The organism is Embleya sp. L77 (assembly GCF_055557415.1).
Genome location: NZ_CM145709.1, coordinates 1,901,023 through 1,927,327, shown reverse-complemented (window position 1 = coordinate 1,927,327; position 26,305 = coordinate 1,901,023). Strand labels below are relative to the sequence as shown.

Annotated in this window: 21 protein-coding genes and 1 pseudogene; 14 read left to right on the top strand and 8 right to left on the bottom strand. The window is 70.5% G+C overall.

Annotated features, from left to right (window positions below; genetic code table 11):
• Positions 1-13: 13 nt before the first annotated feature.
• Positions 14-1,000 carry an ABC transporter substrate-binding protein gene (locus tag ACZOOI_RS07735; protein ID WP_465280043.1) on the bottom strand — a complete coding sequence of 329 codons (987 nt, stop codon included), beginning with the start codon at positions 998-1,000 and terminating at the stop codon, positions 14-16.
• A 349-nt stretch (positions 1,001-1,349) separates the two neighbouring features.
• On the opposite strand from ACZOOI_RS07735, the gene ACZOOI_RS07730 reads away from it, so the two are divergent.
• From ACZOOI_RS07730 to ACZOOI_RS07720, 3 genes are all read left to right on the top strand, one after another.
• Positions 1,350-2,087: a pirin family protein gene (locus ACZOOI_RS07730; RefSeq protein WP_391581423.1), complete on the top strand. Its 738-nt coding sequence runs from the start codon at positions 1,350-1,352 to the stop codon at positions 2,085-2,087.
• A 90-nt stretch (positions 2,088-2,177) separates the two neighbouring features.
• Positions 2,178-2,657 (top strand): MerR family transcriptional regulator, encoded by a 480-nt coding sequence (locus tag ACZOOI_RS07725; RefSeq protein WP_465280042.1) that lies wholly within the window; start codon positions 2,178-2,180, stop codon positions 2,655-2,657.
• Positions 2,620-3,633, top strand: a complete 1,014-nt coding sequence (locus ACZOOI_RS07720; RefSeq protein WP_465280041.1) for an aldo/keto reductase — start codon at positions 2,620-2,622, stop codon at positions 3,631-3,633. Before ACZOOI_RS07725 ends, ACZOOI_RS07720 begins: the two co-directional genes overlap by 38 nt.
• A gap of 52 nt (positions 3,634-3,685) precedes the next feature.
• Here the strand turns inward: ACZOOI_RS07720 and ACZOOI_RS07715 are convergent, their stop codons facing one another.
• From ACZOOI_RS07715 to aceE, 3 genes are all read right to left on the bottom strand, one after another.
• Positions 3,686-4,846, bottom strand: a complete 1,161-nt coding sequence (locus ACZOOI_RS07715) for an ARPP-2 domain-containing protein (protein ID WP_465280040.1) — start codon at positions 4,844-4,846, stop codon at positions 3,686-3,688.
• Positions 4,843-6,231 carry a hypothetical protein gene (locus ACZOOI_RS07710; protein ID WP_465281140.1) on the bottom strand — a complete coding sequence of 463 codons (1,389 nt, stop codon included), beginning with the start codon at positions 6,229-6,231 and terminating at the stop codon, positions 4,843-4,845. The genes ACZOOI_RS07715 and ACZOOI_RS07710 overlap by 4 nt, the downstream gene beginning before the upstream one ends.
• A 289-nt stretch (positions 6,232-6,520) precedes the next feature.
• Complete coding sequence (aceE, locus tag ACZOOI_RS07705) at positions 6,521-9,256, bottom strand: pyruvate dehydrogenase (acetyl-transferring), homodimeric type (protein ID WP_465280039.1); 2,736 nt, start codon at positions 9,254-9,256, stop codon at positions 6,521-6,523.
• A gap of 380 nt (positions 9,257-9,636) precedes the next feature.
• Here aceE and ACZOOI_RS07700 point away from each other — a divergent pair, with 380 nt between their 5' ends.
• The 8 genes from ACZOOI_RS07700 (at position 9,637) to ACZOOI_RS07665 (ending at position 16,211) form a co-directional block, all read left to right on the top strand.
• Complete coding sequence (locus ACZOOI_RS07700; RefSeq protein ID WP_465280038.1) at positions 9,637-9,861, top strand: DUF1918 domain-containing protein; 225 nt, start codon at positions 9,637-9,639, stop codon at positions 9,859-9,861.
• 192 nt (positions 9,862-10,053) lie between these two features.
• Positions 10,054-10,497 (top strand): DUF3052 domain-containing protein, encoded by a 444-nt coding sequence (locus ACZOOI_RS07695; RefSeq protein ID WP_026217985.1) that lies wholly within the window; start codon positions 10,054-10,056, stop codon positions 10,495-10,497.
• A 509-nt stretch (positions 10,498-11,006) separates the two neighbouring features.
• The gene (locus ACZOOI_RS07690; RefSeq protein WP_465280037.1) at positions 11,007-11,948 is read left to right on the top strand and encodes a maleylpyruvate isomerase N-terminal domain-containing protein; all 942 of its coding nucleotides are present in this window, start codon (positions 11,007-11,009) and stop codon (positions 11,946-11,948) included.
• A 135-nt stretch (positions 11,949-12,083) separates the two neighbouring features.
• A complete protein-coding gene (locus ACZOOI_RS07685) occupies positions 12,084-12,542 on the top strand; it encodes a peroxiredoxin (protein WP_020554992.1) in 459 nt (152 codons plus the stop codon).
• A gap of 186 nt (positions 12,543-12,728) precedes the next feature.
• A complete protein-coding gene (locus ACZOOI_RS07680) occupies positions 12,729-13,304 on the top strand; it encodes a TerD family protein (protein ID WP_391581430.1) in 576 nt (191 codons plus the stop codon).
• Between the two features lie 193 nt (positions 13,305-13,497).
• Positions 13,498-14,076 (top strand): TerD family protein, encoded by a 579-nt coding sequence (locus ACZOOI_RS07675; protein WP_026219140.1) that lies wholly within the window; start codon positions 13,498-13,500, stop codon positions 14,074-14,076.
• 146 nt (positions 14,077-14,222) lie between these two features.
• Positions 14,223-15,368, top strand: a complete 1,146-nt coding sequence (locus ACZOOI_RS07670; protein ID WP_465280036.1) for a DUF475 domain-containing protein — start codon at positions 14,223-14,225, stop codon at positions 15,366-15,368.
• 150 nt (positions 15,369-15,518) lie between these two features.
• Complete coding sequence (locus ACZOOI_RS07665; RefSeq protein WP_465280035.1) at positions 15,519-16,211, top strand: Tellurium resistance; 693 nt, start codon at positions 15,519-15,521, stop codon at positions 16,209-16,211.
• A gap of 88 nt (positions 16,212-16,299) precedes the next feature.
• On the opposite strand, the gene ACZOOI_RS07660 is transcribed toward ACZOOI_RS07665, so the two are convergent.
• Positions 16,300-17,559, bottom strand: a complete 1,260-nt coding sequence (locus ACZOOI_RS07660; RefSeq protein WP_465280034.1) for a TerD family protein — start codon at positions 17,557-17,559, stop codon at positions 16,300-16,302.
• A 252-nt stretch (positions 17,560-17,811) separates the two neighbouring features.
• Here ACZOOI_RS07660 and ACZOOI_RS07655 point away from each other — a divergent pair, with 252 nt between their 5' ends.
• The 3 genes and pseudogenes from ACZOOI_RS07655 to ACZOOI_RS07645 all read left to right on the top strand — a co-directional run bounded on the left by ACZOOI_RS07655 (position 17,812) and on the right by ACZOOI_RS07645 (position 22,334).
• Entirely contained in the window at positions 17,812-18,999 is a 1,188-nt protein-coding gene (locus ACZOOI_RS07655) for an HpcH/HpaI aldolase/citrate lyase family protein (RefSeq protein ID WP_465280033.1), read from the top strand.
• An 85-nt stretch (positions 19,000-19,084) separates the two neighbouring features.
• Positions 19,085-21,519, top strand: a pseudogene (locus ACZOOI_RS07650) (phosphoribosyltransferase).
• Entirely contained in the window at positions 21,516-22,334 is an 819-nt protein-coding gene (locus tag ACZOOI_RS07645) for an HAD family hydrolase (RefSeq protein WP_465280032.1), read from the top strand. Before ACZOOI_RS07650 ends, ACZOOI_RS07645 begins: the two are co-directional and overlap by 4 nt.
• A gap of 295 nt (positions 22,335-22,629) precedes the next feature.
• On the opposite strand, the gene ACZOOI_RS07640 is transcribed toward ACZOOI_RS07645, so the two are convergent.
• The 3 genes from ACZOOI_RS07640 to ACZOOI_RS07630 form a co-directional block, all read right to left on the bottom strand.
• Positions 22,630-23,109 carry a hypothetical protein gene (locus tag ACZOOI_RS07640; RefSeq protein ID WP_465280031.1) on the bottom strand — a complete coding sequence of 160 codons (480 nt, stop codon included), beginning with the start codon at positions 23,107-23,109 and terminating at the stop codon, positions 22,630-22,632.
• A gap of 343 nt (positions 23,110-23,452) precedes the next feature.
• Positions 23,453-24,811, bottom strand: coding sequence for a hypothetical protein (locus tag ACZOOI_RS07635; RefSeq protein ID WP_465280030.1), 1,359 nt, complete (start codon positions 24,809-24,811; stop codon positions 23,453-23,455).
• Between the two features lie 671 nt (positions 24,812-25,482).
• Positions 25,483-26,076, bottom strand: a complete 594-nt coding sequence (locus ACZOOI_RS07630; protein WP_391581438.1) for a lytic polysaccharide monooxygenase auxiliary activity family 9 protein — start codon at positions 26,074-26,076, stop codon at positions 25,483-25,485.
• Positions 26,077-26,305: the final 229 nt, after the last annotated feature.

Here is a 26,305-nt window from a genome sequence, read left to right as displayed (position 1 = left end):
CACGAGCCGGCCGTCAGCCCTGCGTCGCGCCGGCCTTGGTGACCGCCTCCGACACGGCCCGGACCAGGTCCACCACGCGCGGGCCCCAGCGCGAGGCGATGTCGTCGTCGAGCGCGACCACGCCGCCCTTGCGCACCGCGGTCACCCGGTCCCAGCCCGGCCGCTTGGCCACCTCGGCGGCGTTTTGGCCGCAGCACTTGGTGTCGGCGAGGAAGACCAGATCGGGGTTGGCCTGCACGAGGTACTCGGCGGACAACTGCGGGTAGCCGGTGCCGGCCTTGTCCGCCTCGTCGGCGATGTTCTTCAGGCCGAACTGTGCGTACACCTGACCGAGGAAGGTCTTGGAGGTCGAGGTGTAGAGCGTGTTGTCCAACTCGTGGAAGTAGCTCAGCTGCTTCGCCGGCTTGGGTGTCGCCGCGACGACGGCCGCGATGTCGCTCTTCATCTTCGCCGCCACCTCGCCGGCCTGCTTGGCGTGGCCGGTGGCCGTGCCCAGCGTGGTCAGCTGCGCGTACGAGTCGTCGAAGGTCTTCGCCGCAGGCGTCAGCACGACCGGGATCTTCAGCTTGCTCAAGGACGCGACAAGGCCGTCGATGTCGTCCGAGACGACCACGAGGTCGGGGGTGTAGTTGGTGATCGCCTCGATGTTCGGCTTGAAGCCGGACAGCTTGGTCTTGGGCGCGCTCGCCGGGAAGTTCGACTGGTCGTCCACCGCGGTGACCTGGCCGCCGGCGCCGATCGCGAACAACATCTCGGTGGCGCTGGGCGCGAGCGAGACGATCTTCTTCGGGGCGCTCGCGATGGTGACCTTGGCGCCGCCGGAGTCCACGGTCGCCGGGAATGCCTTGGTGTCGGGACCCGACCCGGCCGAGGTGCCGGTCGCCGCCGGCGTGCCCTGGGTCTTGTCGTCCTTCGAGTCGTCCGAGTCACCGCAACCGGTGAGGACGAGCGCGCCGAGCAGCAGCACGGCGGCGGAACGAAGCAGGGGTACGGATCTCAACGAAGACTCCAGGTCCTTCGACGCGGCAGGCGTCGGGACCCGTGGAGACGGATCGCCCCTCCTGCGAGGCCGATGTCGTCGGCGCGAACGAGGCGACCCGGCTCGTCCCCGACCTCCCGGGCGTCCGGGCGGGGCATCACGGTTGCGGGACAGCGCCGGGATCCCACCGGACTTCGCTGCGTTCGACGCCGTCGGCGACAAACCGGCCGCCGACGCGCGAACGATATCAACGGGCCCGTTCACCCTCGGTGATGGGGGTCGGATTCCGGGCGATCCGCCGGCAATCGGGCGCCGCCGGCCCGGGCGCGTCGCGGGAACAGCCCGCGCCCGGTCCGTGGTTGAAGCGGGCATGACCACCATCGACGTGCGCCGGGCCGGCGAACGCTTCCACACGCGTGCGGGCTGGCTCGACTCGCACCACAGCTTCTCCTTCAGTCGCCACTACGCGCCGGACAACACCCATTTCGGGCTGCTCCTGGTCAGCAACGACGACGTGGTCGCTCCGGGTACCGGCTTCGACACCCACCCGCATCGGGACATGGAGATCGTCACGTGGGTGCTCTCCGGCTCCCTGGTGCACCAGGATTCCGAGGGCCACAACGGGATCATCCACCCGGGCCTGGCCCAGCGGATGAGCGCCGGCCGGGGCATTCTGCACTCGGAGAAGAACGACGCGGCCGGCTCGTCGGACCCTGTGCACTTCGTGCAGATGTGGGTGGCTCCCGACGAGGACGGGATCACTCCGGGTTACCAGCAGCAGGACGTGCGCACCGAACTGGAGCGCGGCGGCCTGGTGCCGATCGCGTCCGGGCGGCCCGGGCACGACGCGGCGATCCGGATCCACCAGAAGGACGCCGCGCTGCACGTGGCGCAGTTGCCCGCCGGCGGCACCGCGACACTGCCGGACGCGCCGTTCGTGCACGTGTTCGTCGCCCGCGGGATCGTCGACCTGGAGGGCGCCGGGGCGCTCGCGGCGGGTGACGCGGTGCGCCTGTCCGATGCCGGAGGGCAGCGGCTGACCGCTTTCCCGGACGGTCCGGCCGAGGTGCTCGTGTGGGAGATGCACGCGGGGTTGACGCTCGCGTGAAGGCTCGGGCTTGCTTGGAGTGCGCTCCAACTCCGTAGCGTTCGTCTCGTGCCCGCCCATCGGGGCGGGCTTCCCACCGGAGGCTCCACCATGTCGGCCACGCAGCAGGTCACCGCACCCGAGGACTACGAGGTCGGCAAGTACTCGATCGGCGAAGTGGCCGAGCGCACCGGTCTGACCGCGCACACGCTGCGCTGGTACGAGCGGATCGGCCTGATGCGGCACGTGAACCGGCAGGGGCCCCGGACGGGAGGCAACGGGAACGGGCGGGGGAGTCGGCGTCGCTACAGCGACCACGACCTCGACTGGCTGGAATTCGTCGGCAAGATGCGGCTGACCGGGATGCCGGTGGCGGACATGCTCCGCTACGCGGAACTGGTCCGCCAGGGCGACGAGACCCGGCCCGCTCGCCGAGAGTTGCTGGAGGACCACCGCGAGGAGGTCCGCAACCGAATCAGCGACCTGCAGAGCTGCCTGCTCGTGATCGACCACAAGATCGAGATGTACGCGGACGCGGAGCGGAGTAACGACGATGAGCACCACGAAGACGAACACTCTCAGGCTGGGTGACCGGGGCCCCGAGGTCTTCGCCCAGGGCCTGGGCTGCATGGGCATGAGCGCCTTCTACGCGGGCGCCGAGCACAACGAGTCGGTGGCCACCCTGGAGCGCGCCCTCGAATTGGGCGTCACCCTGTTCGACACCTCGGACATGTACGGCCCGCACACCAACGAGGAATTGCTCGGCGCCTTCCTCGCCGAGGGCGGCCGGCGCGAGCGGGTCACCCTGGCCACCAAGTTCGCGATCAACGTCACGCCCGAGGGCGAGCGCGAGATCCGTGGCGACGCGGCCTACGTCAAGCAGGCCGCCGAGGCCAGCCTGCGCCGGCTGCGCACCGACGTGATCGACCTGTACTACATGCACCGCCGCGACGTCCGGGTGCCGATCGAGGAGACCGTCGGCGCGATGGCGGAGCTGGTGCGCGAGGGCAAGGTGCGGCATCTGGGCCTGTCCGAGGTGACGGCCAAGGAGCTGCACGCGGCGGCGGCCGTGCACCCGATCGCCGCCGTGCAGTCCGAGTGGAGCTTGTTCACCCGCGACATCGAGGACAGCGTGGTGCCGGCCACTCGCGAGGTGGGCGCGGCGTTGGTCGCCTACTCGCCGCTCGGGCGGGGTTTCCTGACCGGTGCGTGGGCCACCGCCGACACGTTGCCCGAGGGTGACTTCCGCCGCTTCCAGCCGCGCTTCACCGGCGACAACGCCGCCGCGAACGCGGCCATCCTGGCGCCGGTGCGGGCGATCGCGGAGGCCCACGGCGCCACCCCGGCACAGGTCGCGCTCGCCTGGGTGCACTCGCGCACCGCGGCGTGGGGCCTGTCGGTGGTGCCGATTCCGGGTACCACCAAGCGGCACCGCCTGGAGGAGAACGTGGGCGCGGTCGACCTGGTGCTCACCGAGGCCGAACTGGCCGCACTCGAACCGATCGCCGGGCAGGTCACCGGGGCGCGCTACCCGGACATGACGGCGACCTTCAACGACCGCGACTAGGACAGGGCCGGACCCGTGCCTGAGGCCGCCCCGCGCTCGGCGCGGTGCGGCCTCAGCCGCGTCGGCGTCCCTCGCGCTCCAGCCGGTCCGCCACGTGCGGCCGGAGCAGCCCGTCGAAGCCCGATTCGCGGATCCGGCGAGTCAACTCGGACGGCGTCGTGCGCAACGCGGCCGCGGTCGCGACCAGATCCCACTCGTGCGCACGCAGGGTCGCGAGCAGGTGACCCCTGCGAGTCTGTGCCGGGGACAGCCGAAACGTCTTGCAGTACGCGAGCCGGCCGTCCTCGTGGGTGATCCGCTCACCGATGTGGTTCTCCTCGTCGAGCCGGAACGAGGGCAGGAAACGGGTGAGCTCGAACGACCCCATCCGGTACACCGATTCACTCGTGTAGGCGCCCTCGCCGGTGAGACCGGCCAACATCCGCCGGTGGAATCGTTCCCACGCGAGGGACTGCTCGGCTGTCTCCCGGCGCAGGTCCGCGAGCGAGGACACCCGTTCGCTCGCGATCCCCACGACGAAATCCGGTACCGCCTCGACGTAGTTGGCGTAGTGGAACAGCACCTCGCCGTACAGGTCTTCGAGCAGCGTCGTGTGCAGCGCCCGGTAGTCGGCCGGATGCGGCACCACGAACACGCTCGCGAGCGTGTCCGCGACGTACAGCGCGACCCCGCACTGGCCCGGATGAATCTCGAACACCTTGAGCGCGTCGGCCAGTCCGCGCACGGCACACCCGCAGAATGCCTCCTCCATGCGCGGCGACAACCCCTTGCGCACGGCCTGGTCGGTCCATTCCTCCCACACGATCGACGGCCCGCCGAAGTGCAACGAGAGATATCCCTCCAGGGCCAGGTGCATCGGCAGAAACCGCAGCCGATTGCTGCTCTCCCGGTGGGCCATTCGCCGCAAGGCCCGCCTGGGCGCCCGCATCCTCGCGCTCGAAGGCGTCGCCGGCCGCTCCTGGAGCTGGGTGCCGAAGGCCGCCGACGGGTCGGCGTCGGGGCCCCAGGACGCCACGAACGCGTGCGGGATGAAGGACTGGTAGCAGGTGCCGTCGCCGACATCGACGATCGAGGCGTCACCGGCGTCGTAGACGCGCCGATCCAGCCGCAGGCCCACCAGCGGCTCCTCGCGCACGAGCGGTACCAGCCGGATCGCGCCCCACACCTGTGCGGGCCGGGCGACCAGCCCGGTCGCCGCGAATCCGCCGCTCATACCGCCGCCTTCCGGGCCCGGAACCGGTCCTGACGATCCGCCAGGTAGTGCCGCAACTCCGCGAAGCCGGCCCGGCCCTCGGCGAACCGGGCCAACTCGACCAGCGCCGGCACGTCCTCCGCGTCGCGCACCCCGACCGTCGGCACGCTCGCCGACAACCGCTTCACGTCGAAGCCGTCCGCGTCGTACACGGGATTGAGATGCACCACGGTGGTCGCCCCGTCCGGATCCAACCGCTCGCGCCATACCCGCAGCACCTCGGCGGCCAGTCCCGGCGGGCTGTTGTCCCAGCCGTCGGAGACCACGACCAGGCGGTCCGGGGCCAGTTCGAGCGCGTCGATCAGCCGTTCGCCCAGCGGCGTGGGGCCGCTGGGCCGCACCAGCAGCGGGTCGTGCAGTCCCGAGGTCCACAGACCGGTGAAGTCCCGGGCGAGTGCCTTCAGCAGGAATCGACAGGCCAGCGCGACCGCCAGCGGGCGCTGTCGCTTCGTGGTCGACCCGAACGAGGAGAAGCTGTCGTCGAGCACCGCCACGACCCGGCCCCAGGACCCCGCCGCATCCCCCGCCGCACGACGTGCGGACTCGGTCAGCGCCTGCCGCAGTTCGTCGTATCGGGCGGTGCGCTGGGCACGGGTCAGGGACAACACGTAGGACGCCAGCCGAGTCAGAGGCATCCGGCCGAGTTCCGCCTGCACCGCGCCGACCCCGGCCCGCTCGCCGGCGCCCTGCAGGCGCAGCCGCTCCAGCCGGGTCAGTTGCGGGGCGATCTTCTCCAGGAACGTCGCACGCTTGATGCCGTGCTTGGACGCGAGCCCCTCGGCGACGGTGTACGGCAGGTCGTACAGCGCACTCTGCGCGTAGTGCGCCCGTCGCCAGGTCTCGAACAGCGGCGTGTCGAAGGCGGCCACCCTGCGGGTCGCGGTGAACAGGAACGTGCCGGTCTCGGCGGGCGCACGCAGATGCGCGTGCCGCATCGTCGCCTTCACCCCGGACCGGTACTTCACCGCGTCGAAGACCGGATCACGACGACCCGCCGTCCAGTCGCGCATGATCGCGCGCGTACGCCGATTGTTGACGCCGCGTCGGGCCAGTTCCCGAAAGAGCTTGAAGACCCGCTGAGGGGCCATCAGTTCCAGCCGGCGCGCGATCAGTTCGCCCTCGCGGCGGCGCACCTCGGGGGTCAGGTCGCGGCTGCTCTCCAGCAGGTGCCGGACGATCAGGGCCGCGTTGAAGTCGTTGATGTCCAGCGCGAGGGTGGCGGCGTAGAGCTCGCGGTAGTTGCCCGCGATGTACTCGTGCAGGAACTGCACCGACAACCGTTGTGCGTCCGCGTCGTCGCGGAACTCACGCTGGCCGGTGGCGGTCACCGCCGCGTTGACGAACATCACCACGTCTTCGCACGCGGCCAGGTCCCGGCGGTCCACGACGCATCCCCTCGGCCGGACAAAAGCTGACGCCGGCCGGGGAATGGAGGCGCGAACAGCGAAGTGACGCTTAAGAGGCGATTCCGAAAGTCGCAGCCGAAGTCCCGCGGCCGGCCCGCAGAGTCTAGACCCGGGGCCATGTCGAAGGCTCGGCAAATAAGGCTCGGCAGGTACGGCCCGAGGGCTCGGCGACAACGGCCGTGGCCCCGGTCCGCGAACGGATCGGGGCCACGGCCGCACTACCTGCCGATCAGGCGTCGCCGCCGACCGTACCCACGCCGGCCGCCTTGACGTCCAGGAGCTGGTACTGGGAGATCGCCTTCGAAACCACGCTCGGGTCGATCTCGCCGCGCCGCGCGAGCTCGGACAGCACGCCCACCACGACGGACTCGGTGTCCACGTGGAAGAAGCGCCGCGCCGCACCGCGGGTGTCCGCGAAGCCGAAGCCGTCGGTGCCCAGCGACGCGAAGTCGGCCGGGACCCAGCGCGAGATCTGGTCCGGGACGGCCCGCATCCAGTCGCTGACCGCCACCACCGGCCCGGGTCGGCCGTCGAGTACTCGGGTCACGTACGGGATGTGCGGCTCGGCCTCGGGGTGGAGCAGGTTGTGCTCCTCCGCCGCGACCGCGTCGCGCCGCAGCTCGTTCCAGGACGTGGCCGACCACACGTCGGCGACCACGTTCCAGTCCTCGGCGAGCAGCTTCTGCGCTTCCAGCGCCCACGGCATGCCGACACCGGAGGCGAGGATCTGGGCACGCAGCGCGCCCTCCTTGGCGGGACCTTCCTGGTACAGGTACAGACCCTTGAGGATGCCGTCCACGTCGACGTTCGCGGGCTCCGCCGGCTGCGCGATGGGCTCGTTGTAGACCGTCATGTAGTAGAAGACGTCCTCGGCGTCCGGACCGTACATCCGGCGCAGACCGTCCTTGACGATGTGCGCGATCTCGTACGAGAACGCCGGGTCGTACGCCACACAGGCCGGGTTGGTCGAGGCCAGCAGCTGCGAGTGCCCGTCCGCGTGCTGGGTGCCCTCGCCGGTCAGCGTGGTGCGACCGGCCGTGGCGCCGAGCACGAAGCCGCGGCTGAGCTGGTCGGCCATCTGCCAGAACTGGTCGCCCGTGCGCTGGAACCCGAACATCGAGTAGAAGACGTACACGGGGATCATCTGCTCGCCGTGCGTCGAGTACGTCGAGCCCGCGGCGATCAGCGACGCCACACAACCGGCCTCGGAGATGCCGTCGTGCAACATCTGGCCCTGCGCCGACTCCTTGTAGGACAGGAGCAGCTCACGGTCCACCGAGTCGTAGGTCTGCCCGTGCGGGTTGTAGACCTTCGCGGTCGGGAACATCGCGTCCATGCCGAAGGTGCGGTACTCGTCCGGCGCGATCGGCACGAAGCGCTTGCCGATCTCGGAGTCGCGCATCAGGTCCTTGAGCAGGCGCACGAACGCCTGCGTCGTGGCGACCGGCTGCTTCGAGCCCTTCCTCAGCACGCTGTAGACCGGGTCGCCGGGCAGCTTGAGCGGCTTGGAACGGTCCAGCCGCCGCGGCAGCGAACCACCGAGCGCGGCGCGCCGCTCGCGCATGTACTCCATCTCCTCGGACTTCTCACCGGGGTGGAAGTACGGGGGGACGTCGCCTTCGAGCTGCTCGTCCGAGATCGGCAGGTAGAGCCGGTCGCGGAACGCCTTCAGGTCCGACTTGGTGAGCTTCTTCATCTGGTGCGTGGCGTTGCGCGACTCGAAGTTCGGGCCGAGCGTCCACCCCTTCACCGTCTGCGCCAGGATCACCGTCGGCTGGCCGACGTGCTCGCGTGCCGACTTGAAGGCCGCGTAGACCTTGCGGTAGTCGTGCCCGCCGCGACCGAGCTTTTGGATGTCCTCGTCGGAGAGGTCCTGCACCATCCGGCGCAGCCGCGCGTCGTCGCCGAAGAAGTGCTCGCGCACGTAGGCGCCGGACTCCACCGCGTAGGTCTGGAACTGGCCGTCGGGCGTCGTGTTCATCTTGTTCACGAGCGCGCCGTCGGTGTCCTGGGCCAGCAGCGGGTCCCAGTCGCGACCCCAGACGACCTTGATCACGTTCCAGCCGGCGCCGCGGAAGTACGACTCCAGCTCCTGGATGATCTTGCCGTTGCCGCGCACCGGACCGTCGAGGCGCTGCAGGTTGCAGTTGATCACGAAGGTGAGGTTGTCCAGCTCCTCACGGGCGGCCAGGCCGATGTTGCCGAGCGACTCGGGCTCGTCCATCTCGCCGTCGCCGAGGAAGGCCCAGACGTGGCTGCGCGAGGTGTCCTTGATGTTGCGGTTGTGCAGGTACCGGTTGAACCGGGCCTGGTAGATCGCCCCGAGCGGGCCCAGGCCCATCGAGACGGTCGGGAACTCCCAGAAGTCCGGCATCATCCGCGGGTGCGGATAGCTGGGCAGCCCGTTCGGGGCGGCCGACTTCTCCTGGCGGAAACCGTCGAGCTGCGCCTCGCTGAGGCGTCCCTCCAGGAAGGCACGTGCGTAGATGCCCGGGGACGCGTGTCCCTGGAAGTAGATCTGGTCGCCCGACTCCCCGTGGTCCTTGCCGCGGAAGAAGTGGTTGAAGCCGACCTCGTACAGGCTCGCCGAGGACGCGTAGGTGGCGATGTGACCGCCGACCCCGAGCCCCGGGCGGTTCGCCCGCGACACCATGATCGCGGCGTTCCACCGGACGAACGCACGGATGCGCCGCTCGATGTTCTCGTCGCCGGGGAACCAGGGCTCGCTCTCCGGGGCAATCGTGTTGATGTAGTCCGTGCTGCGCAGAGCCGGCACGCCGACCTGTCGTTCACGGGCCCGTTCGAGCAGCTTGAGCATGATGTAGCGGGCTCGCTGGCGGCCCTGCTCGTTGATGACTGCGTCCAGCGACTCCAGCCATTCCCCGGTCTCGTTCGGATCGATGTCGGGGAGCTGGCTCGGGAGGCCGTCGCTGATGATCGAGAAGCGCTCTCGTCCGGAAGCCACGCTGTTCCTTCGCCTTATCGGTAGATGGGGACCCTCCCCGCGAGAGCGGGGTCGACCACCCTGAGCGGTGTCGCGCCGTCCCCATCGTGGTACCCGGACGTTGGATCCGTCATCTCTACCGACCGGTAATGGACCGGCGGGGTGCCCGCCTGCATCTCATCCACCGAGCCCGATCCGTGTTCGGTTACCGCGAAAGGAGCGGAGCTGCCCTGATCGTCCGACTGTCGCCGGACGCTCCACGCGGCGGTTCGCGATTGCGGGGTGATGCAACCGTGAACCTCCAAGACCTTACGCCGACTGTCTTACGCACAACGCACTGGCGTAGTTCCCTGGGAGGGTGTGAGTGGTTTCGCACCCGTTCGACAGGGAGGTCAAAGCTGATGCAGGCACGAATTGGCGACCGGCTCCACGTGCACGGGAAGACGGTCGGTCGTGGGGATCGTTTCGGGGAGATCGTCGAGGTCAGGGGCCCGGACGGGGCGCCGCCGTACGTGGTGCGGTTCGAGGACGGGCACACCGGGCTGGTGATCCCCGGGGCGGACGCGGTGATCGAGCGGGCGGGCGGTGCGGATCCGGCCGCCGGACGGCCCCGGCGAACCTGGTGAGTTTTCGTCTGTCACGCTGGACCCTCGAATACGTTGCGTGATCCACACCTGGTCGGGGTAGCTTCCGCACAGGGCGTGGTGTGGCGTTTGCGCGAGTACGTGACCTGGGTACTTGCGCGAACAGCCTGGCGCGTGTGGACTTACGCGCGTGAGCCCCGAAGCGTTGTGGGGCCGGACAAGGGAGGTTAATTCGTGAGCGCGACCGCGGACCACGCGGAAGAACGGGCCAACTCGGCCGTTCGACTTGGGTTCCAGCCCGGACAGGTGGTCCAGGAGCTCGGTTACGACGACGACGTGGACGAGGAGCTGCGCGAGGAGATCGCGGAACTCACCGGCAACGAACTCGTCGATGAGGACTACGAGGAAGACGTTGCCGACGTCGTCCTGCTGTGGTTCCGCGAGGATGACGGCGACCTCGTCGACACCCTCGTGGATGCCCTCGCCACGCTCACGGATGGTGGCCATATCTGGCTGCTGACCCCGAAGACCGGCCGGGACGGATATGTAGAACCCTCGGATATCGGTGAGGCCGCGCCGACTGCGGGATTGGCCCGCACGACGAGCTTCGGCGCCGTCAAGGACTGGTCGGCGACCCGTCTGGTATCGCCCAAGGCGGTGCGCAGCGGCAAGAAGTGATCCGATGCCACTGCGGTAAGCAGACGAATGGCAAGACCCCGAGCGGTGATTTGGTCACCGGTCGGGGTCTTGCTGATTGTTGGGCGCCTTGGGCGCGGGGGCGCGGGGGTGGGTGCGGTGGGTCGGGGCGAGGGGGTCGTTGGTGTGGCGAAGCGGGGGCGTCAGAGTCGGGGGTGCGGCGCTGCTGCTTGTTGGGCGCCTTCGGCGCCGGCTCGCGAGGCACCACTTTTTTCTCGGAGGAGCGAAGCGGGGGAGAGAAAAAAGTGGCCCCTCGCTCGTGACTTCGTGTCCCTGCGCTTCGCTCCGGGTCACGAAGTCTTGGGTTTGCGGCTCCGCCGCTCTCCGCGCTTCGCGCGTCGATCGCGTGGGGGGCGCGGGTCGGGGGCGCTGACGCGACTGGGGGTGGGCGCCGGGGGTAGGCGTTCGGGGTGGGCGCTGACGTGCCGGGGGGTGTGGGTTTTGGGGTGGGGGGCGGCGTTGGGGTGGGGGGATGGGGGGAGGATGCGGGCATGTCGTCGATTGTGAGTGGGCCGTGGGGTGTCGCCTCCATGTCCGTCGCCGTGCAGCGGGGGCGGGCCCTTGCCGCCTGGGATGGCTTTCGTGATCTGGTTGTGCGGGTCGATCCGGACGCGCCCTCTCGGTTGGCGGGCTGGGACGGGCGGGCCGTGATCAGCCATCTCGCGTCCTGGCCCGAGGCCCCGCTGCTGGCTCGCCTGCTCGCCGAGGCCGGCGGTCGACGTGCCCCTGATGCCGCGCCGATGCATCAGGACGACGTCAACGCGCGCCTGGTCGACACGCACCGCGAGGCCACGGCCGCGGAGTTGCTGGCCGCGCTCGACGACGGGCGGGCCCGGCTGGCCGCGGCCTTCGACGCGACCGCACAGGACCCGACCCTGGCCCTGGCCCGCACCGGCTCCCAGGTCGGCCCGGTGCCGCTGCTCACCCAGCTCGGCGCGATCGCCTACGAACTGGCCGTGCACGCGCTCGACCTGGCCCCGTGCGGAGCCGGCGAACCACCTGCCGTGCTGCTCGACGCGGGGGTGCTGGCCCTGGCCGACATCACCGGCGCGCTCGCCGCCCGACACGGCGTCCGGGCCCGAACCGGGCTGGCCATACCCGGCGGCGGCTGGGGCTTCGCCGCGCCCGGCACCGAGGGCGTCGGCTGGGAGGTCTTCCCGCTCCCGCCCGGCCGCCCCGGCCTGCCCGCCGTCGAGGCCCGCTCCGCCGCCCTGCTGCTGGACGCCTCCGCGGGCCGCCGGGCCGTCCCGGCCCTGCTGGCCCGGCGCGAACTCAAGCCGCACAACCTGCCCGGCCTGCTCGCGCTGGCCCCGCTCCTCGACCACGTCCCCGGCCTCCCGGGCGGCCCGGCCCTGCGCCTGACCGCCACCGCCCTGGGCGGCGTCGGCCGGATGACCGCTCTCCTCCCGACCCTGACCCGCCCCCGTTCCTGAGCCCGGCGGGCAGCCTGGGCCGAAGGGGTCGCGGGTCGGCTCGGGATCGGGGCCGGCCGGGCCGAGGGGCTTTCCGGGCCCCGACTAGGCTCGCCGCTGAGAGGCGGACGTCGCCTGGGACAAGGAGATCGCATCATGGCCGTCGAGATCGGTAGCAAGGCCCCCGAGTTCGAGCTCAAGAACCAGCACGGCGAGGTTGTTCGGCTGGCGGACTTCCGTGGCGAGAAGAACGTCCTGCTGGTCTTCTATCCGTTCGCGTTCACCGGCGTGTGCACCGGTGAGCTGTGTGCGCTGCGGGACGATCTGCCGAACTACCAGAACGACGACGTGCAGGTCCTGGCCGTCTCCTGCGACGCGCCGTTCTCGCTGCGTGTGTTCGCCGAGCAGGAGGGCTACGAGTACCCGCTGCTCTCGGACTTCTGGCCGCACGGCGGGGTCGCGCAGGCGTACGGCGTCTTCGCCGAGGACAAGGGTTGCGCCGTGCGGGCGACCTTCGTCATCGACAAGGAGGGCGTGATCAAGTGGAGCGTGGTCAACGCGATCCCGGACGCGCGGGACGAGGCGGAGTACCTCAAGGCGCTCGCGAGCGTCTGATCGTTCGATTCGGTGCGCGGTCGGGGGTTCTCCGGCCGGTTCGGGCGTAGGTCGGGCCGGGTCGGGGTACCCATGCCGCGGCGAGACTCCCGCCGGTCAGGAACTCCTGACTAGGATCGGCGCGTTGTCACGTCTGTAGGCGAAAATTCCGGGGCACCAGTTGCTCCATGAACCTTTGGAGGACTCGTGGGCGTCAGCCTGAGCAAGGGCGGCAACGTCTCGCTCTCGAAGGAGGCTCCGGGCCTCACCGCTGTTCTGGTCGGCCTGGGCTGGGATGTGCGTACGACCACCGGCACGGACTTCGACCTCGACGCGAGCGCGATCCTGCTCAACGGAAGTGGTCAGGCGCCGTCGGACGGGCACTTCGTCTTCTTCAACAACCTCAAGAGCCCCGACGGCTCCGTCGAGCACACCGGTGACAACACCACCGGTGAGGGCGAGGGAGACGACGAGGCGATCAAGGTCAACCTGGCGGGTGTTCCGGCGGATGTCGAGCGGATCGTCTTCCCGGTCTCGATCTACGACGCCGAGACGCGCCAGCAGAGCTTCGGCCAGGTCCGCAACGCGTTCATTCGCATCGTGAACCAGGCCGACAACAAGGAACTCGCCCGGTACGACCTCACCGAGGACGCGTCCACGGAGACCGCGATGGTCTTCGGCGAGCTGTACCGCAACGGCGCGGAGTGGAAGTTCCGCGCGGTGGGCCAGGGCTACGCCTCGGGCCTGCGCGGCATCGCCAAGGACTTCGGAGTCAACGTCTGACAGGCGAGACATCACGAACGCCCGCCGACCGCACCCGCGGTCGGCGGGCGTTCGCCGTCCCGGACTCGGTGGCGTCGCGCGCACCGCGGTCGAATATGCGCCTGTGCACGCCTTGAGCTGTGCAAAAAGGGGGTCCCGCCGGGTCGGGGGCGTGGCAAGGTTGAAGCGAATGTACGACGATCAGGAGGAATCGATGGGGGTCACCCTCGCCAAGGGCGGAAACGTCTCGCTGAGCAAGGCCGCACCCAATCTCACCAATGTGCTGGTGGGTCTGGGCTGGGACGCGCGTGCCACCACGGGCGCCTCGTTCGACCTGGACGCGAGTGCGCTGCTGTGCGGTGGTGCGGGCAAGGTGCTCGGCGACGACTATTTCGTTTTCTACAACAACCTCAAGAGCCCCGAGGGTTCGATCGAGCACACCGGCGACAACCTCACGGGCGACGGTGACGGCGACGACGAGGTGATCCTCGTCGACCTGATGGCCGTCCCCGAGCAGGTCGAGAAGGTGGTCTTCCCGGTCTCGATCTACGACGCCGAGATGCGCGGGCAGACCTTCGGACAGGTCCGCAACGCCTACATCCGGATCGTGAATCAGGCGGACAACAACGAGCTGGCTCGTTACGACCTGACCGAGGATGCGTCAAGCGAGACTGCCATGATCTTTGGAGAACTTTACCGTTACCAGGGGGAGTGGAAGTTCCGCGCGGTAGGGCAGGGGTACGCTTCGGGCCTGCGGGGGATCGCACTCGACTTCGGCGTCAGCGTGCAATGAGTACGTACTGACGTTGTGTCAGGGTCGGTCACCCGGTGGGGCCGGCCCTGACACCTTTCCCGAGGTCTCTCGGGTGGGGGATGAGGGCCGGTCTTCCTGATGACCCACCCGGAGATGCAATCCCCAGGTAGATAAGGACCTCATCCGTGGTAATCCGTACGTTCGGCTGGTCGTTCGGCGTGACGGCAGTCGGTCTCGCCGTCGCCGCATATTTCTGGGGGGCGACCGGATTCGGCATCGTGCTGATCCTGTCGATCCTCGAGATCTCGTTGTCTTTCGACAACGCTGTAGTAAACGCCACGATCCTCAAGAAGATGAATGCCTTCTGGCAGAAGATGTTCTTGACGATCGGCATTTTGATCGCCGTCTTCGGCATGCGGCTCGTCTTCCCGCTGCTCATCGTGAGCCTGACCGCCGGAATCGGCCCGATGGACGTCGTGGACCTCGCGTTCCACGACGACAAGATGATCGACGGGATGACCTACGCGCAGCATCTGGACGAGGCGCATCCGGCGATCGCCGCCTTCGGTGGCCTGTTCCTGTTGATGATCTTCCTGGACTTCATGTTCGACGAGGAGCGCGAGCACAAGTGGATCGGCCCGCTGGAGCGGTTCACCGGCAAGCTCGGCAACTTCGACGTGCTCTCCACGCTGATCGCGCTGATCGCGCTCGTGGTCGTCGCCCAGACGCTCTCGCCCCCGCACAAGGAGGGCACGGTCATGGTGGCCGGCGTGCTCGGCCTGATCGCGTACCTGGGCGTCGGCGGGCTCTCGGACTACTTCGAGACGCACGGCACGCTGGCGCACATCAACGATGAAGAGGACGAGGCCGAGGAGAACGCCGAGCCGGCCAAGGCCGAGGGGCGCAGCGGCCCCAAGCCCGTGCAGCTCGCCGCCGGCAAGGCCGCGTTCTTCATGTTCCTCTACCTCGAGGTGCTGGACGCGTCGTTCTCCTTCGACGGTGTGGTCGGTGCGTTCGCGATCACCCAGGACCTGCTGATGATCACGCTGGGTCTGGGTATCGGCGCGATGTACATCCGGTCGCTCACGGTCTACCTGGTGCGCCAGGGCACGCTGGACGACTACGTGTACCTGGAGCACGGCGCGATGTACGCGATCGGCGCCCTGGCGACGATCCTGCTGGTGTCGATCAAGTGGGAGATCCACGAGGTGATCACCGGCGTGGTCGGGGTCGGCTTCATCGGCCTCGCGCTGATCTCGTCGATCATGCGCAACAAGCGGATCGGACACGTTCCGGGGCAGAACAGCGAAGCGGCCAAGGTCGACGCCTAGCCGTCGGTCGCAGTTGACGCGCGACCCGCGACCGGTACCGCGCCCGAGCACGATTCGGGCGCGGTACCGGTTTTTTCGCGCCCGGTTATGTTGTGTACTGAAGCCGCCACTACGCGTACGCGTGCGGGCCGGGGGATCAGGGAGGGCTTGATGCCGCTTTTCGACTGGCGTCGGGGATTGATGGAGCGCGAGCCCGAGCAGGGCGGGCACAAGGTCGCGCTGACTCGTTCGACGCCCGAGGTCTCACTGACCCAGGCCGGTTCCGCCACCGGGACGCTGCGGGTCAACCTGCACTGGAACCCGCAGGTCGAGGAGGCGCCGCCGAGACAGCGCAGCGGCGGCCTGTTCCAGCCCCTGGCGGTGCAGGCGCCGCCCTTGCCGCAGAAGATCGACCTCGACCTCGGCTGCCTGTGGGAGATGAGCGACGGCTCCAAGGGCGTGGTCCAGGCGCTGGGCAACCTGTACGGGGCGTTCAGCCAGCCGCCTTATGTCCGGTTGGACACCGACGACCGGTCCGGATCGGCGTCGGGTGAGACGTTGTTCATCAATGTCGACCAGGCGCGCAATGTGCGCCGCCTGTTGATCTTCGTCTACATCTACGAGGGCATCCCGGCGTTCGACCAGGTCAACGGTGTGGTCACGCTGTTCCCGAACGCGGGTCTGCCGATCGAGGTGCGGCTGGACGAGCACGCCCGCGAGGCGCACACGTGTGCGGTCGCGGTGGTGGAGAACCACGGCGACGAGATCGTGGTCCGGCGCGAGGTGCGCTACGTGCACGGATACCAGGCCGAGCTGGACCGGGAGTACGGGTGGGGCCTGCTGTGGGCGCGCGGCTACAAGTGAGCCGGGCCGGGTGAGGTGAGTCGGCCCGGTCGGGTCGTCGTCCCCGGAGACCGCCACGCGCGGCGGCCTCCGGGAACGACGTACCGGCTCAGCCCTGGAACTGCGGGCCCTGCGGCGGTGAGTCCAGCCGGCGCAGCTGCGGCGGGCCGCCCTGACCCTGCGGCGGGGTGCCCTGGTACTGCTGCTGGGGCGGCATGCCCATGCCCTGGGGCGGAGTGGTCCCGTGCGGCGGCATGGGAGCGCCGTGCGAGGGCGTGTACGGCCCGGGCGGCTGTGGGACGCCGTGGGCCGGCGAGTAGTGGCCCGGCGCGGGCAGCTGCGGGCCGCCCGGGGGCATGTGCATCACGCCCGGCGGGGTCTGGAAGGCCATGCCGTGCGCGGGCGTGCCCGGGGCCTGTGGCGGGGTGCCGCCCATCGCGGGCGGCGGTGGGACCGGCGCGCCGCCGGAGGGGGTGTGCGGGTATCCCGGCGGCGGGCCGCCGATCGTGTGCGGGGCCGGGGGCGGCGGGATCATCGGGCCGTCGTGGCGCGGCGGAGGCGGCGGCATCGGGGCGCCGCCGTACGGCGTGTTGCCGGAGATCGGCAGCACGCCCTGCGGCTGCGACGGCTGCTGCGGCGCGGGCGGTGCGGGCAACGTGCCCTGGCCGTACTGCGGCAGGACGGCGGTGGGGGCCGGTTCCTGATGGGCGGGCGGAGCGGGCGGGCCGTCGTGGAACGCCGGTCGCGGCGGCGGGGCGGGGGCGGTCGGCGGGGACTGGTGCACCGGCGGCAGCGGCATCGGAGTCGGCACGGGGGCCGGCGTCGGTGCGCCGGGTTCGTCGTCGACGCTGATGCCGTAATCGGTCGCCAGGCCCGCGAGACCGCTCGCGTAACCCTGGCCGACCGCGCGGAACTTCCACTGGTCGGCCCGCCGGTAGATCTCGCCGAAGACGAACGCCGTCTCGGTGGTGGCTCCGCCGATCGGGAAGTTGAGCAGCTCGCCGCCGCCGTCGGCGTCGTACAGTCGAAGGACGAGGCCGGGAACCGAGCCGATCGTGCCGCCGTCCGCGGACGCGGCCACGATCACGTGCTGCACGTCGCTGCCGAGCGCGGCGACATCCACCCGGACGCCGTCGGTGCAGCGGTTCGGGGCGGTGTTCTTGCCCTCGTGCACGACCGTGCCGGACGGATGCCGGGGCTGGTTGTAGAAAACGAAATCGTTGTCGTCGCGCACCTTGGTGTTCGCGCCGAGCAGCAGGGCCGAGGCGTCCATGTCCGGAACACCGGCTCCCGGCCGCCATTCGAGGACCACGCGCACGGACCGGGCAGGGAGGGCCGTATTCGCTCCCTTGGACATCACCTGGGTCATGCGCCCATCCTGCCGTCCCGAAGGAGTCGCGCTCAACGTGGGTCAGGCTCGTGACGATTGTGTGAACACATGGTCCTATAACCGGATCGTACGCCTTCGATTTTGCTTTTCGGTTACCGTAGGCAGTCGCCTGCCGGCGGCTCACCGGCGCGGCGCGAATGCGCCTATTTGGATACACCCAGGGCGCGTACGGGTTCCCGCCCCGACGCGCCTTTGCCACCACCACCGTCAGTCGAGGGGGATCAGATCACGATGCGGCATTTCGGCTACCTGGACGATGCGGTCCGCGATCATCTGTTCCACCGCCCGCCGGAGAGCTTCGACCGGGACAGCGACCCCGCGGTCCTGGCCGCGGCCCTGGGCGCGACGCTGTACAGCCCCGCGACGCGCGGCACGCTCGCGGTGGACATCGTCAAGCAGGCCGCCCGTGGTGTGACCTCGATGGTGTTGTGCCTGGAGGATTCGATCGACGACCGCGAGGTGGTCGGCGCCGAGCAGAACCTGGTCGAGCAACTGGCCGCGTTCGCCCGCTCCGGAGTCGAGGGCCCGCTGCTGTTCATCCGGGTCCGCCACCCCGAGCAGATCACCGACCTGACCGAGCGGCTCGGCGACACCCTGAGCGTGCTGTCCGGATTCGTGCTGCCCAAGTTCGAGCCGGACAGCGGCACGCGCTACCTCAAGGCCCTGGACGAGGCGATCGCGCTCAGCGGACGCCGGCTGTACGCGATGCCGGTGCTGGAATCGCCCTCGATCGCCTACCTCGAACACCGGCGCACGGTGCTCGCGGAACTCGCCGAGCTGGTCGCCGCGCACCGGGACAAGATCCTCGCGGTGCGGATCGGGGCCACCGACTTCCAGTCCGCGTACGCGCTGCGCCGCTCGCGCGACCTGACCGCGTACGACGTGCTGCTGGTGGCCGGCCTGATCGGCGACATCGTCAACGTGTTCGGCCGCGCGGACGGCACCGGATACGTGATCAGCGGACCGGTGTGGGAGTACTTCCCCCAGGGCGAGCGACTGTTCAAGCCGCAGCTGCGCCGCACCCCGTTCGCCGAGGCCGAGGACCCGGACGAGGCGGTCGAGCTGCGCACCCGGCTGATCTCGGCCGACCTGGACGGGCTGATCCGCGAACTCGAACTGGACAAGGCCAACGGCCTGCTCGGCAAGACCGCGATCCACCCCAGCCACGTGGCGGTGATCCACGCGATGTCGGTGGTCACCCACGAGGAGTACTGCGACGCCACCGACATCCTGGCCGAGAGCGCGGCCGGCGGCGGGGTGCTGCGCTCGGCGTACACGAACAAGATGAACGAGGTGAAGCCGCACCGGGCCTGGGCCCAGGCGATAGTGCGCCGGGCGCAGGCGTTCGGCGTCGCGAACGAGGAGGTCACCTTCGTCGACCTGCTCGCCGCCGGCATGGAGTGCACCGGCGCGGGATGAAGGAGCCGACGGGGCGGGTGCCCCGCGGTGGTGGGATTCGATCGGGTACCGAGGGAAGCGGGTTCGTGCGTTGAGTGAACATCGGATGGAAACCTGGTCGGGGAGTTGGGTCGCCGAGCGACTCGACGTGACGCTCGCGGGGGAGGGGCTCGCCACGCTGGTCGGGCTCGCCCTGCGGCGCAACCCGCGCCGGGCCCACCTGCTGGTGTCCACCGTGCTCGGCAAGCACGTTCCGCAACTGCCCGCGGTGGTCCACGACGCGGGCCGCGAGTTGGGCGCGCGGGTGGCGAGCGTGCTGACCGGCGAGCCGACGCCGGTGGTGCTCGGCTACGCGGAGACCGCGACCGGCCTGGGCCACTGTGTGGCCGAGGCGCTGCCCGGGGCGACCTACCTGCACTCGACCCGCCGGTCGGTGGCCGGCGTCGCGCGGTTCGGTGCGTTCGAGGAGGAGCACTCGCACGCCACCTCGCATCTGCTCCTGCCGCGCGATCCGCAATTCCTGACCGGGACCGGCCCCTTGGTACTGGTGGATGACGAACTCTCGACCGGACGCACGATCGCCAACACCATCCGGGCGCTGCACACGGTGGCGCCGCGTGCGCACTACGTGGTCGCGGCGCTGATCGATGTGCGCGGTCCCGCCGACCGGGCCGAGATGGAGGTGTTCGCGGCCGAACTCGGCTCCCGGGTGGACCTGGTGACCCTGGCCGCGGGCACCGTCGAACTGCCCGAGGACGTGCTCGCGCGGGGCACCGCGCTGGTGGCCGAGCACGACCACGGCGGCCGGGCCGGCGGCGGCTCGCCCGGCATCGTGCGCACGCTCGACCTGGACTGGCCCGCCGGGTTGCCCGACGGCGGCCGACACGGCTTCACCCAGGCCGATCAGGACGCGCTGGAGCGGGCGTTGCCCGCGCTGGGCGCCGCGCTGGCCGAACAGGTGCTCGGCCGGCGGATCCTGGTGCTCGGCTTCGAGGAACTGATGTACACGCCGCTGCGGTTGGCCCGCGCGCTCGCCGAACACGTCGCGGCGGACGTCGAGGTGCGCTACTCGACCACGACCCGCTCACCGGTGCTCGCGGTCGACGACCCCGGCTACGCGATCCGCACCCGATTGGAATTCCCGGCCCACGACGACCCGTCGGACGGTCCCGGCGCCCGCTACGCGTACAACGTCGCGGCCGGCACCGACCCCGCACGACGCTTCGACGAGGTGCTGATCGTCGTCGACTCGGTCGCCGACACCCCGGAACTGCACGCGCCCGGTGGGCTGCTGGACGTGTTGTCCCGGGTCACCGACCACGTCGGTCTGCTCGTTGTCCCCTCCTTCACCCCCGAGGTGCGCAGGTCATGAACCACCAGCCGAGCCCGCAAGGGCACGACACCGGCAAACTGCCGGACCCGCTGTACGGGCCCGCGTTCTCCTCCTACGCCGCCGACGAGGTGGCCTGGTTGCTCAAGGACCTGTCCGCGGTGGAGTTGGAGGCACCGCTGGAGGAGCGCGAGGAGGCGATCCAGCACGCGGGCGCGCACTACGCCGAGTCGCTGCCGATCGAGTACCAGCCCTCCCCCGAGTACCAGGCGCTGTTCCACGCGGCGCTGGACGCCTCGGCGGACCGGATCGCGCACGCGGTCGGTGTGGTCACCGAGACCATCCTGGCCGAACGCGGCCGGGACGCGGTGCTGGTCTCGCTCGCCCGCGCCGGCACCCCGGTGGGCGTGCTGATGCGCCGCTGGGCCCGGCGCGCGCACGGTCTGACCCTGCCGCACTTCGCCGTGTCCATCGTGCGCGGACGCGGCATCGACGCCACCGCGCTGCGCTGGCTGGGGCGCGAGTTCGACCCGTCGCGGATCGTCTTCGTGGACGGCTGGACCGGCAAGGGCGCGATCACCCGGGAGTTGTCCGACGCGCTGGATCTGACCGCCGAGACCACCGGCATGCGCTTCGACCCGGAACTGGCCGTGCTCGCCGACCCGGGCTCGTGCGTACGCACCTACGGCACCCGCGACGACTTCCTGATCCCGTCCGCGTGCCTGAACTCGACGGTGTCCGGGCTGGTTTCGCGCACCGTGCTGCGGGACGACCTGATCGGCCCGGACGAGTTCCACGGCGCGAAGTTCTACGCCGAGTTGGCCGACGCCGACGTCTCCGGCCTGTTCCTGGACTCCGTCGCCGAGCGGTTCGCCGCGGTGGCCGAGGACGTCGCGCGCGATCAGCCGATACTGGCCGCGAGCGACCGATCGCCGACCTGGGAGGGATGGCGTGCGGTCGAGCGGATCGGCGCCGAGTACGAGATCGACAACATCAACCTGATCAAGCCGGGCGTCGGTGAGACCACGCGGGTGCTGCTGCGCCGGGTCCCGTGGCAGATCTTGGCCCGCAAGGGCGTGGGCGCGGAGTTGGACCACGTGCGGATGCTCGCCGCACAACGCGGGGTTCCGGTGATCGACGTGGACGACCTGCCGTACTCGTGCGTCGGTCTGGTCAAACCCGGCTTTCGCCGGGAAGGGAGCGACGCGTGAGTGTCGTGGTGGCCAGCGACCTGGACCGCACCCTCGTCTACTCCCGGGCCGCCGCCCGGCTGGGCCTGGCGGCGACGGACCCGACGCCCGAGCTGGTGTGCGTGGAGGAGTACGAGGGCGCGCCGATCTCGTTCGTGACGCGGGAGGCCGTCGCGCTGCTCGGCGAACTGGCCGAGCGGACCACGTTCGTGCCCACCACCACGCGCACCCGGGAGCAGTACGGCCGGATCGTGCTGCCGGGTCGGGCGCCGGAGTTCGCGATCTGCGCGAACGGCGGCCACCTGCTCGTGCACGGCGAGAGCGACCCGGACTGGCATGCGGGAGTGCGCAAGACCCTGGCCGAGAACGCCGCTCCGCTGCCGGAGGTGGTCGCCCATCTGGAACGGGTCGCCCTTCCCGAGTGGACCCACAAACTCCGGGTGGCCGAGGACCTGTTCACCTATCTCGTGGTGGAACGGGCGCAGCTGCCGCCGGAGTTCGTGCCCGAGACGACCGAGTGGGCGACCGAGCGCGGCTACGGCGTCTCGCTCCAGGGCCGCAAGCTCTACCTCGTTCCGGAGGCACTGACCAAGGGCGACGCGGTGCGCGAGGTCGCCCGGCGCGCCGGTGCCGACGCGGTGTTCGCGGCGGGCGACTCGCTCCTGGACATCGAACTGCTGCGCGCGGCGGACGCCGGGGTGCGGCCGGGGCACGGCGAGTTGGCCGAGACGAACTGGTCGGCGCCGCACGTCGAGGCACTGACCGCACAGGGCGTGTCGGCGGGCGAGCGGATCGCGGCCTGGCTGCTGGAGCGGAGCCGGTTGCCGGTCGAGTGACCGGCCGCGGCCGGTTCCGGCGCCGGAACCGGCCCGGTTGCGGGACCGGCCCGGTTGCGGGACCGGCACGGTCGAATGGGCTGCGACCGATGGCGTCCGGAAAGCCGACATCCGCACCGCGAGCAGGATGCGGTGCGGATGTCCGACCTCACGCCGGGCGCCGGCCCGGCCGCGACCGTGGTGCTGCGCGGGTTCGGGCGGTATGCCGGCGGTGGAGCGGTGGAGCGGTGGAGCGGTGGAGCGGTGGGCGGAGCCGGGATCGGACCCGGGCCGCGGCCCGGGCCCGGGACTCGGCTCAGACGCAGGCGCCGCGGACGGTCAGTAGTTCGGCTCGGGCGTGCAACTGCCGGCCGCACTCCATGTCGAAGGTCAACTCGAAGCCGTCGCGTGCGGCCCGCACCCGGGTCAGCGCCACCTCGGTGAATCGGTCGAGCGCGCCGCACAACTCGTGCATGACCAGCCCGGTCGAGGACAGGCCCAGCACCGTGCCGTCGCCCAGGGTGACCAGGTCGCAGCCGCGGTTGCCGGTGGCCGCCTGGGCGTCGGTCACCCGCAGCGGGCCGCGGCCGAGCGAGTGCAGCCAGGTGACCGCCTGGCGATGCAGCACCGCCCGCTCCTCCTCGTACGCGAGGACCATCATGCGGTGCATGTCGGTCACGTCGTGCGTGTGCAGCGGCAGTGCGGGGGCGGTCCGCGGGCCCCGGCGCAGCGCCTGCAGGCTCGGCAGCGCGAGAACGAGGAGGAACGCGAACAGGAGCATCAAGAGCACGGGCATGTGCGACTTCCCGGTGTCGGCAAGTGGTCGACGGCGCGGCGCGCGGGGTTTCGGACCCGTGAATCGGGACCGAGGTCCCGAAGTCGGCCGGTCCGACGACTTTAAACCTTAAATTTCAGGAAGGTGGCTGAAGGTGCCGATTCTTTACCCGACTGGTCGAACATCGCGACGATTTCACTACGCTGAGTTGCGCCAAGTGCGTGGAATGCGCAAAATGTCGCTTTTCTGATTTCGGATGCCGCCGGGTCGTGACGCGCTGTGAGGCCCGGTGCAGAGGTCCGTACCGAGGTCCGCGCCGAGGTCCGCGCCGAAGCCAGTGCCGAAGCCCTGTGATGCGGTGACGTCAGTGGGGTCCGGGGCCGGCCCGGTCCTCGCGGATGACCTGCACGGTGGCGGCGACCTCTGCCCGGATGGCGCGGGTCTCGCTGAGGAAGCGCCACCAGTCCGGGCGCGGGTTCTCCGGTTCGGCGGCGATCGCCTCCAGGCGGAAGACCAGTGCGTCCAGCCGGCGTGCGTAGCGCTCCTCGGCGTTGGCCCGGCCGCCGAGCGCGAGCCGCTGGGCGTCGCGCAGCGCGAATCGGGTGCGCTCCAGTTCGGCCTCGGGATCGCGAGCGACCTCCTCCAGCGCGCCCAGCCGGTCGTTGACCGAGGCCATCGCCTCGTCGGCGTCCTTGAGGGTGGCCCGGGCGGTGGCCAGCCGGCTGACCGCGTCGGCGTACTCGCCGCGTCCGGCCGCGGCGCCGGCCTCCTCCAGGCGGGCGTGGGCGATGCCCAGCGCCTGGCGGGCCTTGGCCGGAACCTGCTCCAGGTCGGTCCAGCAGGACTGGACGTAATCGCGGCGCAGGCGGTGCAGGGCGGGTTCGACGCCGGCCAGTCGGGACTCCAGGGCCTGGGCGCGGGTGCGCAGCGAGGACAGCCGATTGGTCACCTCCTCGCGCTGTTTGGGCAGGCGTTCGGCCTCGGCGCGCAATTCGCCGGCCGAGGTCTCGATCCGGCGGGCCACCTCCAGCGTGCCCGGGATACCGAGTGCGGCCGGCCCCCGGTCCAGCTCGGCCAGATCGCTGCGGATCGCGGCCAGGCGGGTGGTGAGGCCGCTGGTGCCCAGGCCGGCCCGCTCGGTGTCGGCGACCGCCGTGGCCGCCTCGGCGGCGGCCCGGCGGGCCCGGTCCACCGCGGGCGGCAACTGCCCGAGCGCGTGCTCGGCCTCGGCGAGCAGCGGGCCGAGCGAGGTGCCGAACCGCTCCAGGTCCTGGCGGACCGCGTCCAGCTTGCGCGCGGTCTCGGTCAACTCTCGGCGGGCCGCCTCGTATTCGTCGGTCTCCAGTTCGACGTCCAGCGGATGGCGGTCCATCAGCGCGATGTATGCCGCGCTCGCCTCGTCGATCCGCAGGCTGACCGCGGCGAAACTGCGCAGGGCGTCCTCGGTGCCGCGTGCGCCGCGGACCGCCCGGACCGTCTCCAGCGACAACATCATGTCCCGCTGCGCGGTATCGAGCTGGAGGAACGCCTCGCCCGCCGCCTCGCGCGCGGCCAGCGCCGCCGAGCGGGCGGCATCCTTGCGCCGCCGCCAGGGGCGCGTCTCGCCGCCGGCGAACGCAGCCGGGAGCAGGGCCAGGAGCAGCGGCGCGAGCGTGATCGACAGCGGAAGGCCGACCCCGAGGGACCGTCGTGCGGATCCGACCACCACGCCTGCTCCCGTCACCGTGCGAACCGTGCCCACTCCATCCTGCCCATCCTTCCAGGTGCAGTCCGATGGAGGTCCACCAAGTGTCCGCGCGGGGCGTGTCCGAGCGGGCGGATGGGCCGGGGCAGGGCCGGCTATTGCTGTTTTCGCGCGTGTTGCTTGCGCGTGTTGTTTGCGCGTGTGCACGGTGGGTGATCGCGGGGCCTCGCAAACCGTCGGACGGGGACGACGGGGGACGGCCGAGGCGACGGGGACGACCGAGGCGACGGGGCGACGAGGCGACGGGGAAGATCGTGATGACGGGGACGATAGGGATGCGCCGGGTGCTGCCTGGCCGTTCCGGTCATCGACGTTGTGTGGTCGCTGCCGCGCTCGTCGGCGTCCCGCTCGCCGCTGCCACGGTCGCGGGGGTGGGCCTCGGCGTCCGTAGGTGCGCGGTGTTTGCGGTGCCGCCGGAGCGGGCTGGGGGTGATCCCCGCGAGTGGCGGCGGGTTCACTGGGCGTGGTGGGGCGTTACCGCACGTCGACGGGTGCCGGGGTGTCGGCGGTGACCGGCCGGGATCCGCCGTTGTGGCGGCTTCGGGGTGATCGGGTGGTGGAGTTTCCCGACCGGGCCCGGGCACGCCGGTTCGGGGCCGGGCCCGGCGGCGCGGTGGGTGGCGTCCGGCCGCCGGGCGAGGGGTGTTCGGTCAGAACTTCACGTCGGAGCACGAGTAGAACGCGTTGTCGGTGTCCGCGACGTCCCAGACCGCGAAGATCAGCGCCTGGCCGGTGCGGCCGGCCGGGAGAGTGCCGGTGTGCACCGTGTGTGCGGCGGGCAGGGCGCCGCCGTACGGGACGGTCAGGAACGGCGTGCTCTCGATCTGGGCGCGGCTGATCGGCTGGGTGGGATTCCAGCTCGGTTTGGTGATGTAGTAACGGAACGTGCTGGTCGAGTGCCTGGCCTCGATCTCCCAGGTGAAGCTGAACGAGGCGCCCGAGGTGAGTGCGGTGGTCGGCCAGGTGCCGTTCCGCGGGTCGTCGAGCGGGGCCCACCGGCCGTCCGCGCCGGCGCACAACTTCCCGTCGGCGGGTCCGCCGGCCGGGTAGCCCTTGGGGCCCTCGACGCTCTGCGGCTCCCACTGGATCTGGCCGCACCTCTTGACCTTGCCCTCGCCGCACAGCGCGGAGCGGCTCTTCGGGCTGGAGATGAATCCGTGGGCGGAGGCGGAGGACGGCAGCATCATGAAGGGCAGGGCGACCGCCGCGGCGCTCAGCGTGGCCAGGATGGTCCTCTTGCGCATGGAACTTCTCCTCGTGAACGAAGTCGTGCCTGGGACTGGCCGACCCGCTCGGGCGCGGTCTCGAACCGACTCGTCCGCACGCGCCGCGGGGCGGCACCGGCGAGTCGATGGGACGTCGAGTCCGCATCCGAACGTGAAGCCACACGGTCCGGGTGCGGACCGCGTCGATGCGACCTGCGCGAGTCGCGTGCCTTCGTTACCGGGAGCGCTCTTCCACGTTAGGAGTGTC

Excerpts from the sequence above, each read along its gene's own strand:
- ACZOOI_RS07730 (WP_391581423.1), top strand. The coding sequence starts at position 1,350 with ATGACCACCATCGACGTGCGCCGGGCCGGCGAACGCTTCCACACGCGT.
- ACZOOI_RS07725 (WP_465280042.1), top strand. The coding sequence starts at position 2,178 with ATGTCGGCCACGCAGCAGGTCACCGCACCCGAGGACTACGAGGTCGGC.
- ACZOOI_RS07720 (WP_465280041.1), top strand. The coding sequence starts at position 2,620 with ATGAGCACCACGAAGACGAACACTCTCAGGCTGGGTGACCGGGGCCCC.
- ACZOOI_RS07715 (WP_465280040.1), bottom strand. The coding sequence starts at position 4,846 with ATGAGCGGCGGATTCGCGGCGACCGGGCTGGTCGCCCGGCCCGCACAG.
- ACZOOI_RS07710 (WP_465281140.1), bottom strand. The coding sequence starts at position 6,231 with ATGTTCGTCAACGCGGCGGTGACCGCCACCGGCCAGCGTGAGTTCCGC.
- ACZOOI_RS07700 (WP_465280038.1), top strand. The coding sequence starts at position 9,637 with ATGCAGGCACGAATTGGCGACCGGCTCCACGTGCACGGGAAGACGGTC.
- ACZOOI_RS07690 (WP_465280037.1), top strand. The coding sequence starts at position 11,007 with ATGTCGTCGATTGTGAGTGGGCCGTGGGGTGTCGCCTCCATGTCCGTC.
- ACZOOI_RS07685 (WP_020554992.1), top strand. The coding sequence starts at position 12,084 with ATGGCCGTCGAGATCGGTAGCAAGGCCCCCGAGTTCGAGCTCAAGAAC.
- ACZOOI_RS07675 (WP_026219140.1), top strand. The coding sequence starts at position 13,498 with ATGGGGGTCACCCTCGCCAAGGGCGGAAACGTCTCGCTGAGCAAGGCC.
- ACZOOI_RS07665 (WP_465280035.1), top strand. The coding sequence starts at position 15,519 with ATGCCGCTTTTCGACTGGCGTCGGGGATTGATGGAGCGCGAGCCCGAG.
- ACZOOI_RS07660 (WP_465280034.1), bottom strand. The coding sequence starts at position 17,559 with ATGACCCAGGTGATGTCCAAGGGAGCGAATACGGCCCTCCCTGCCCGG.
- ACZOOI_RS07655 (WP_465280033.1), top strand. The coding sequence starts at position 17,812 with ATGCGGCATTTCGGCTACCTGGACGATGCGGTCCGCGATCATCTGTTC.
- ACZOOI_RS07640 (WP_465280031.1), bottom strand. The coding sequence starts at position 23,109 with ATGCCCGTGCTCTTGATGCTCCTGTTCGCGTTCCTCCTCGTTCTCGCG.
- ACZOOI_RS07630 (WP_391581438.1), bottom strand. The coding sequence starts at position 26,076 with ATGCGCAAGAGGACCATCCTGGCCACGCTGAGCGCCGCGGCGGTCGCC.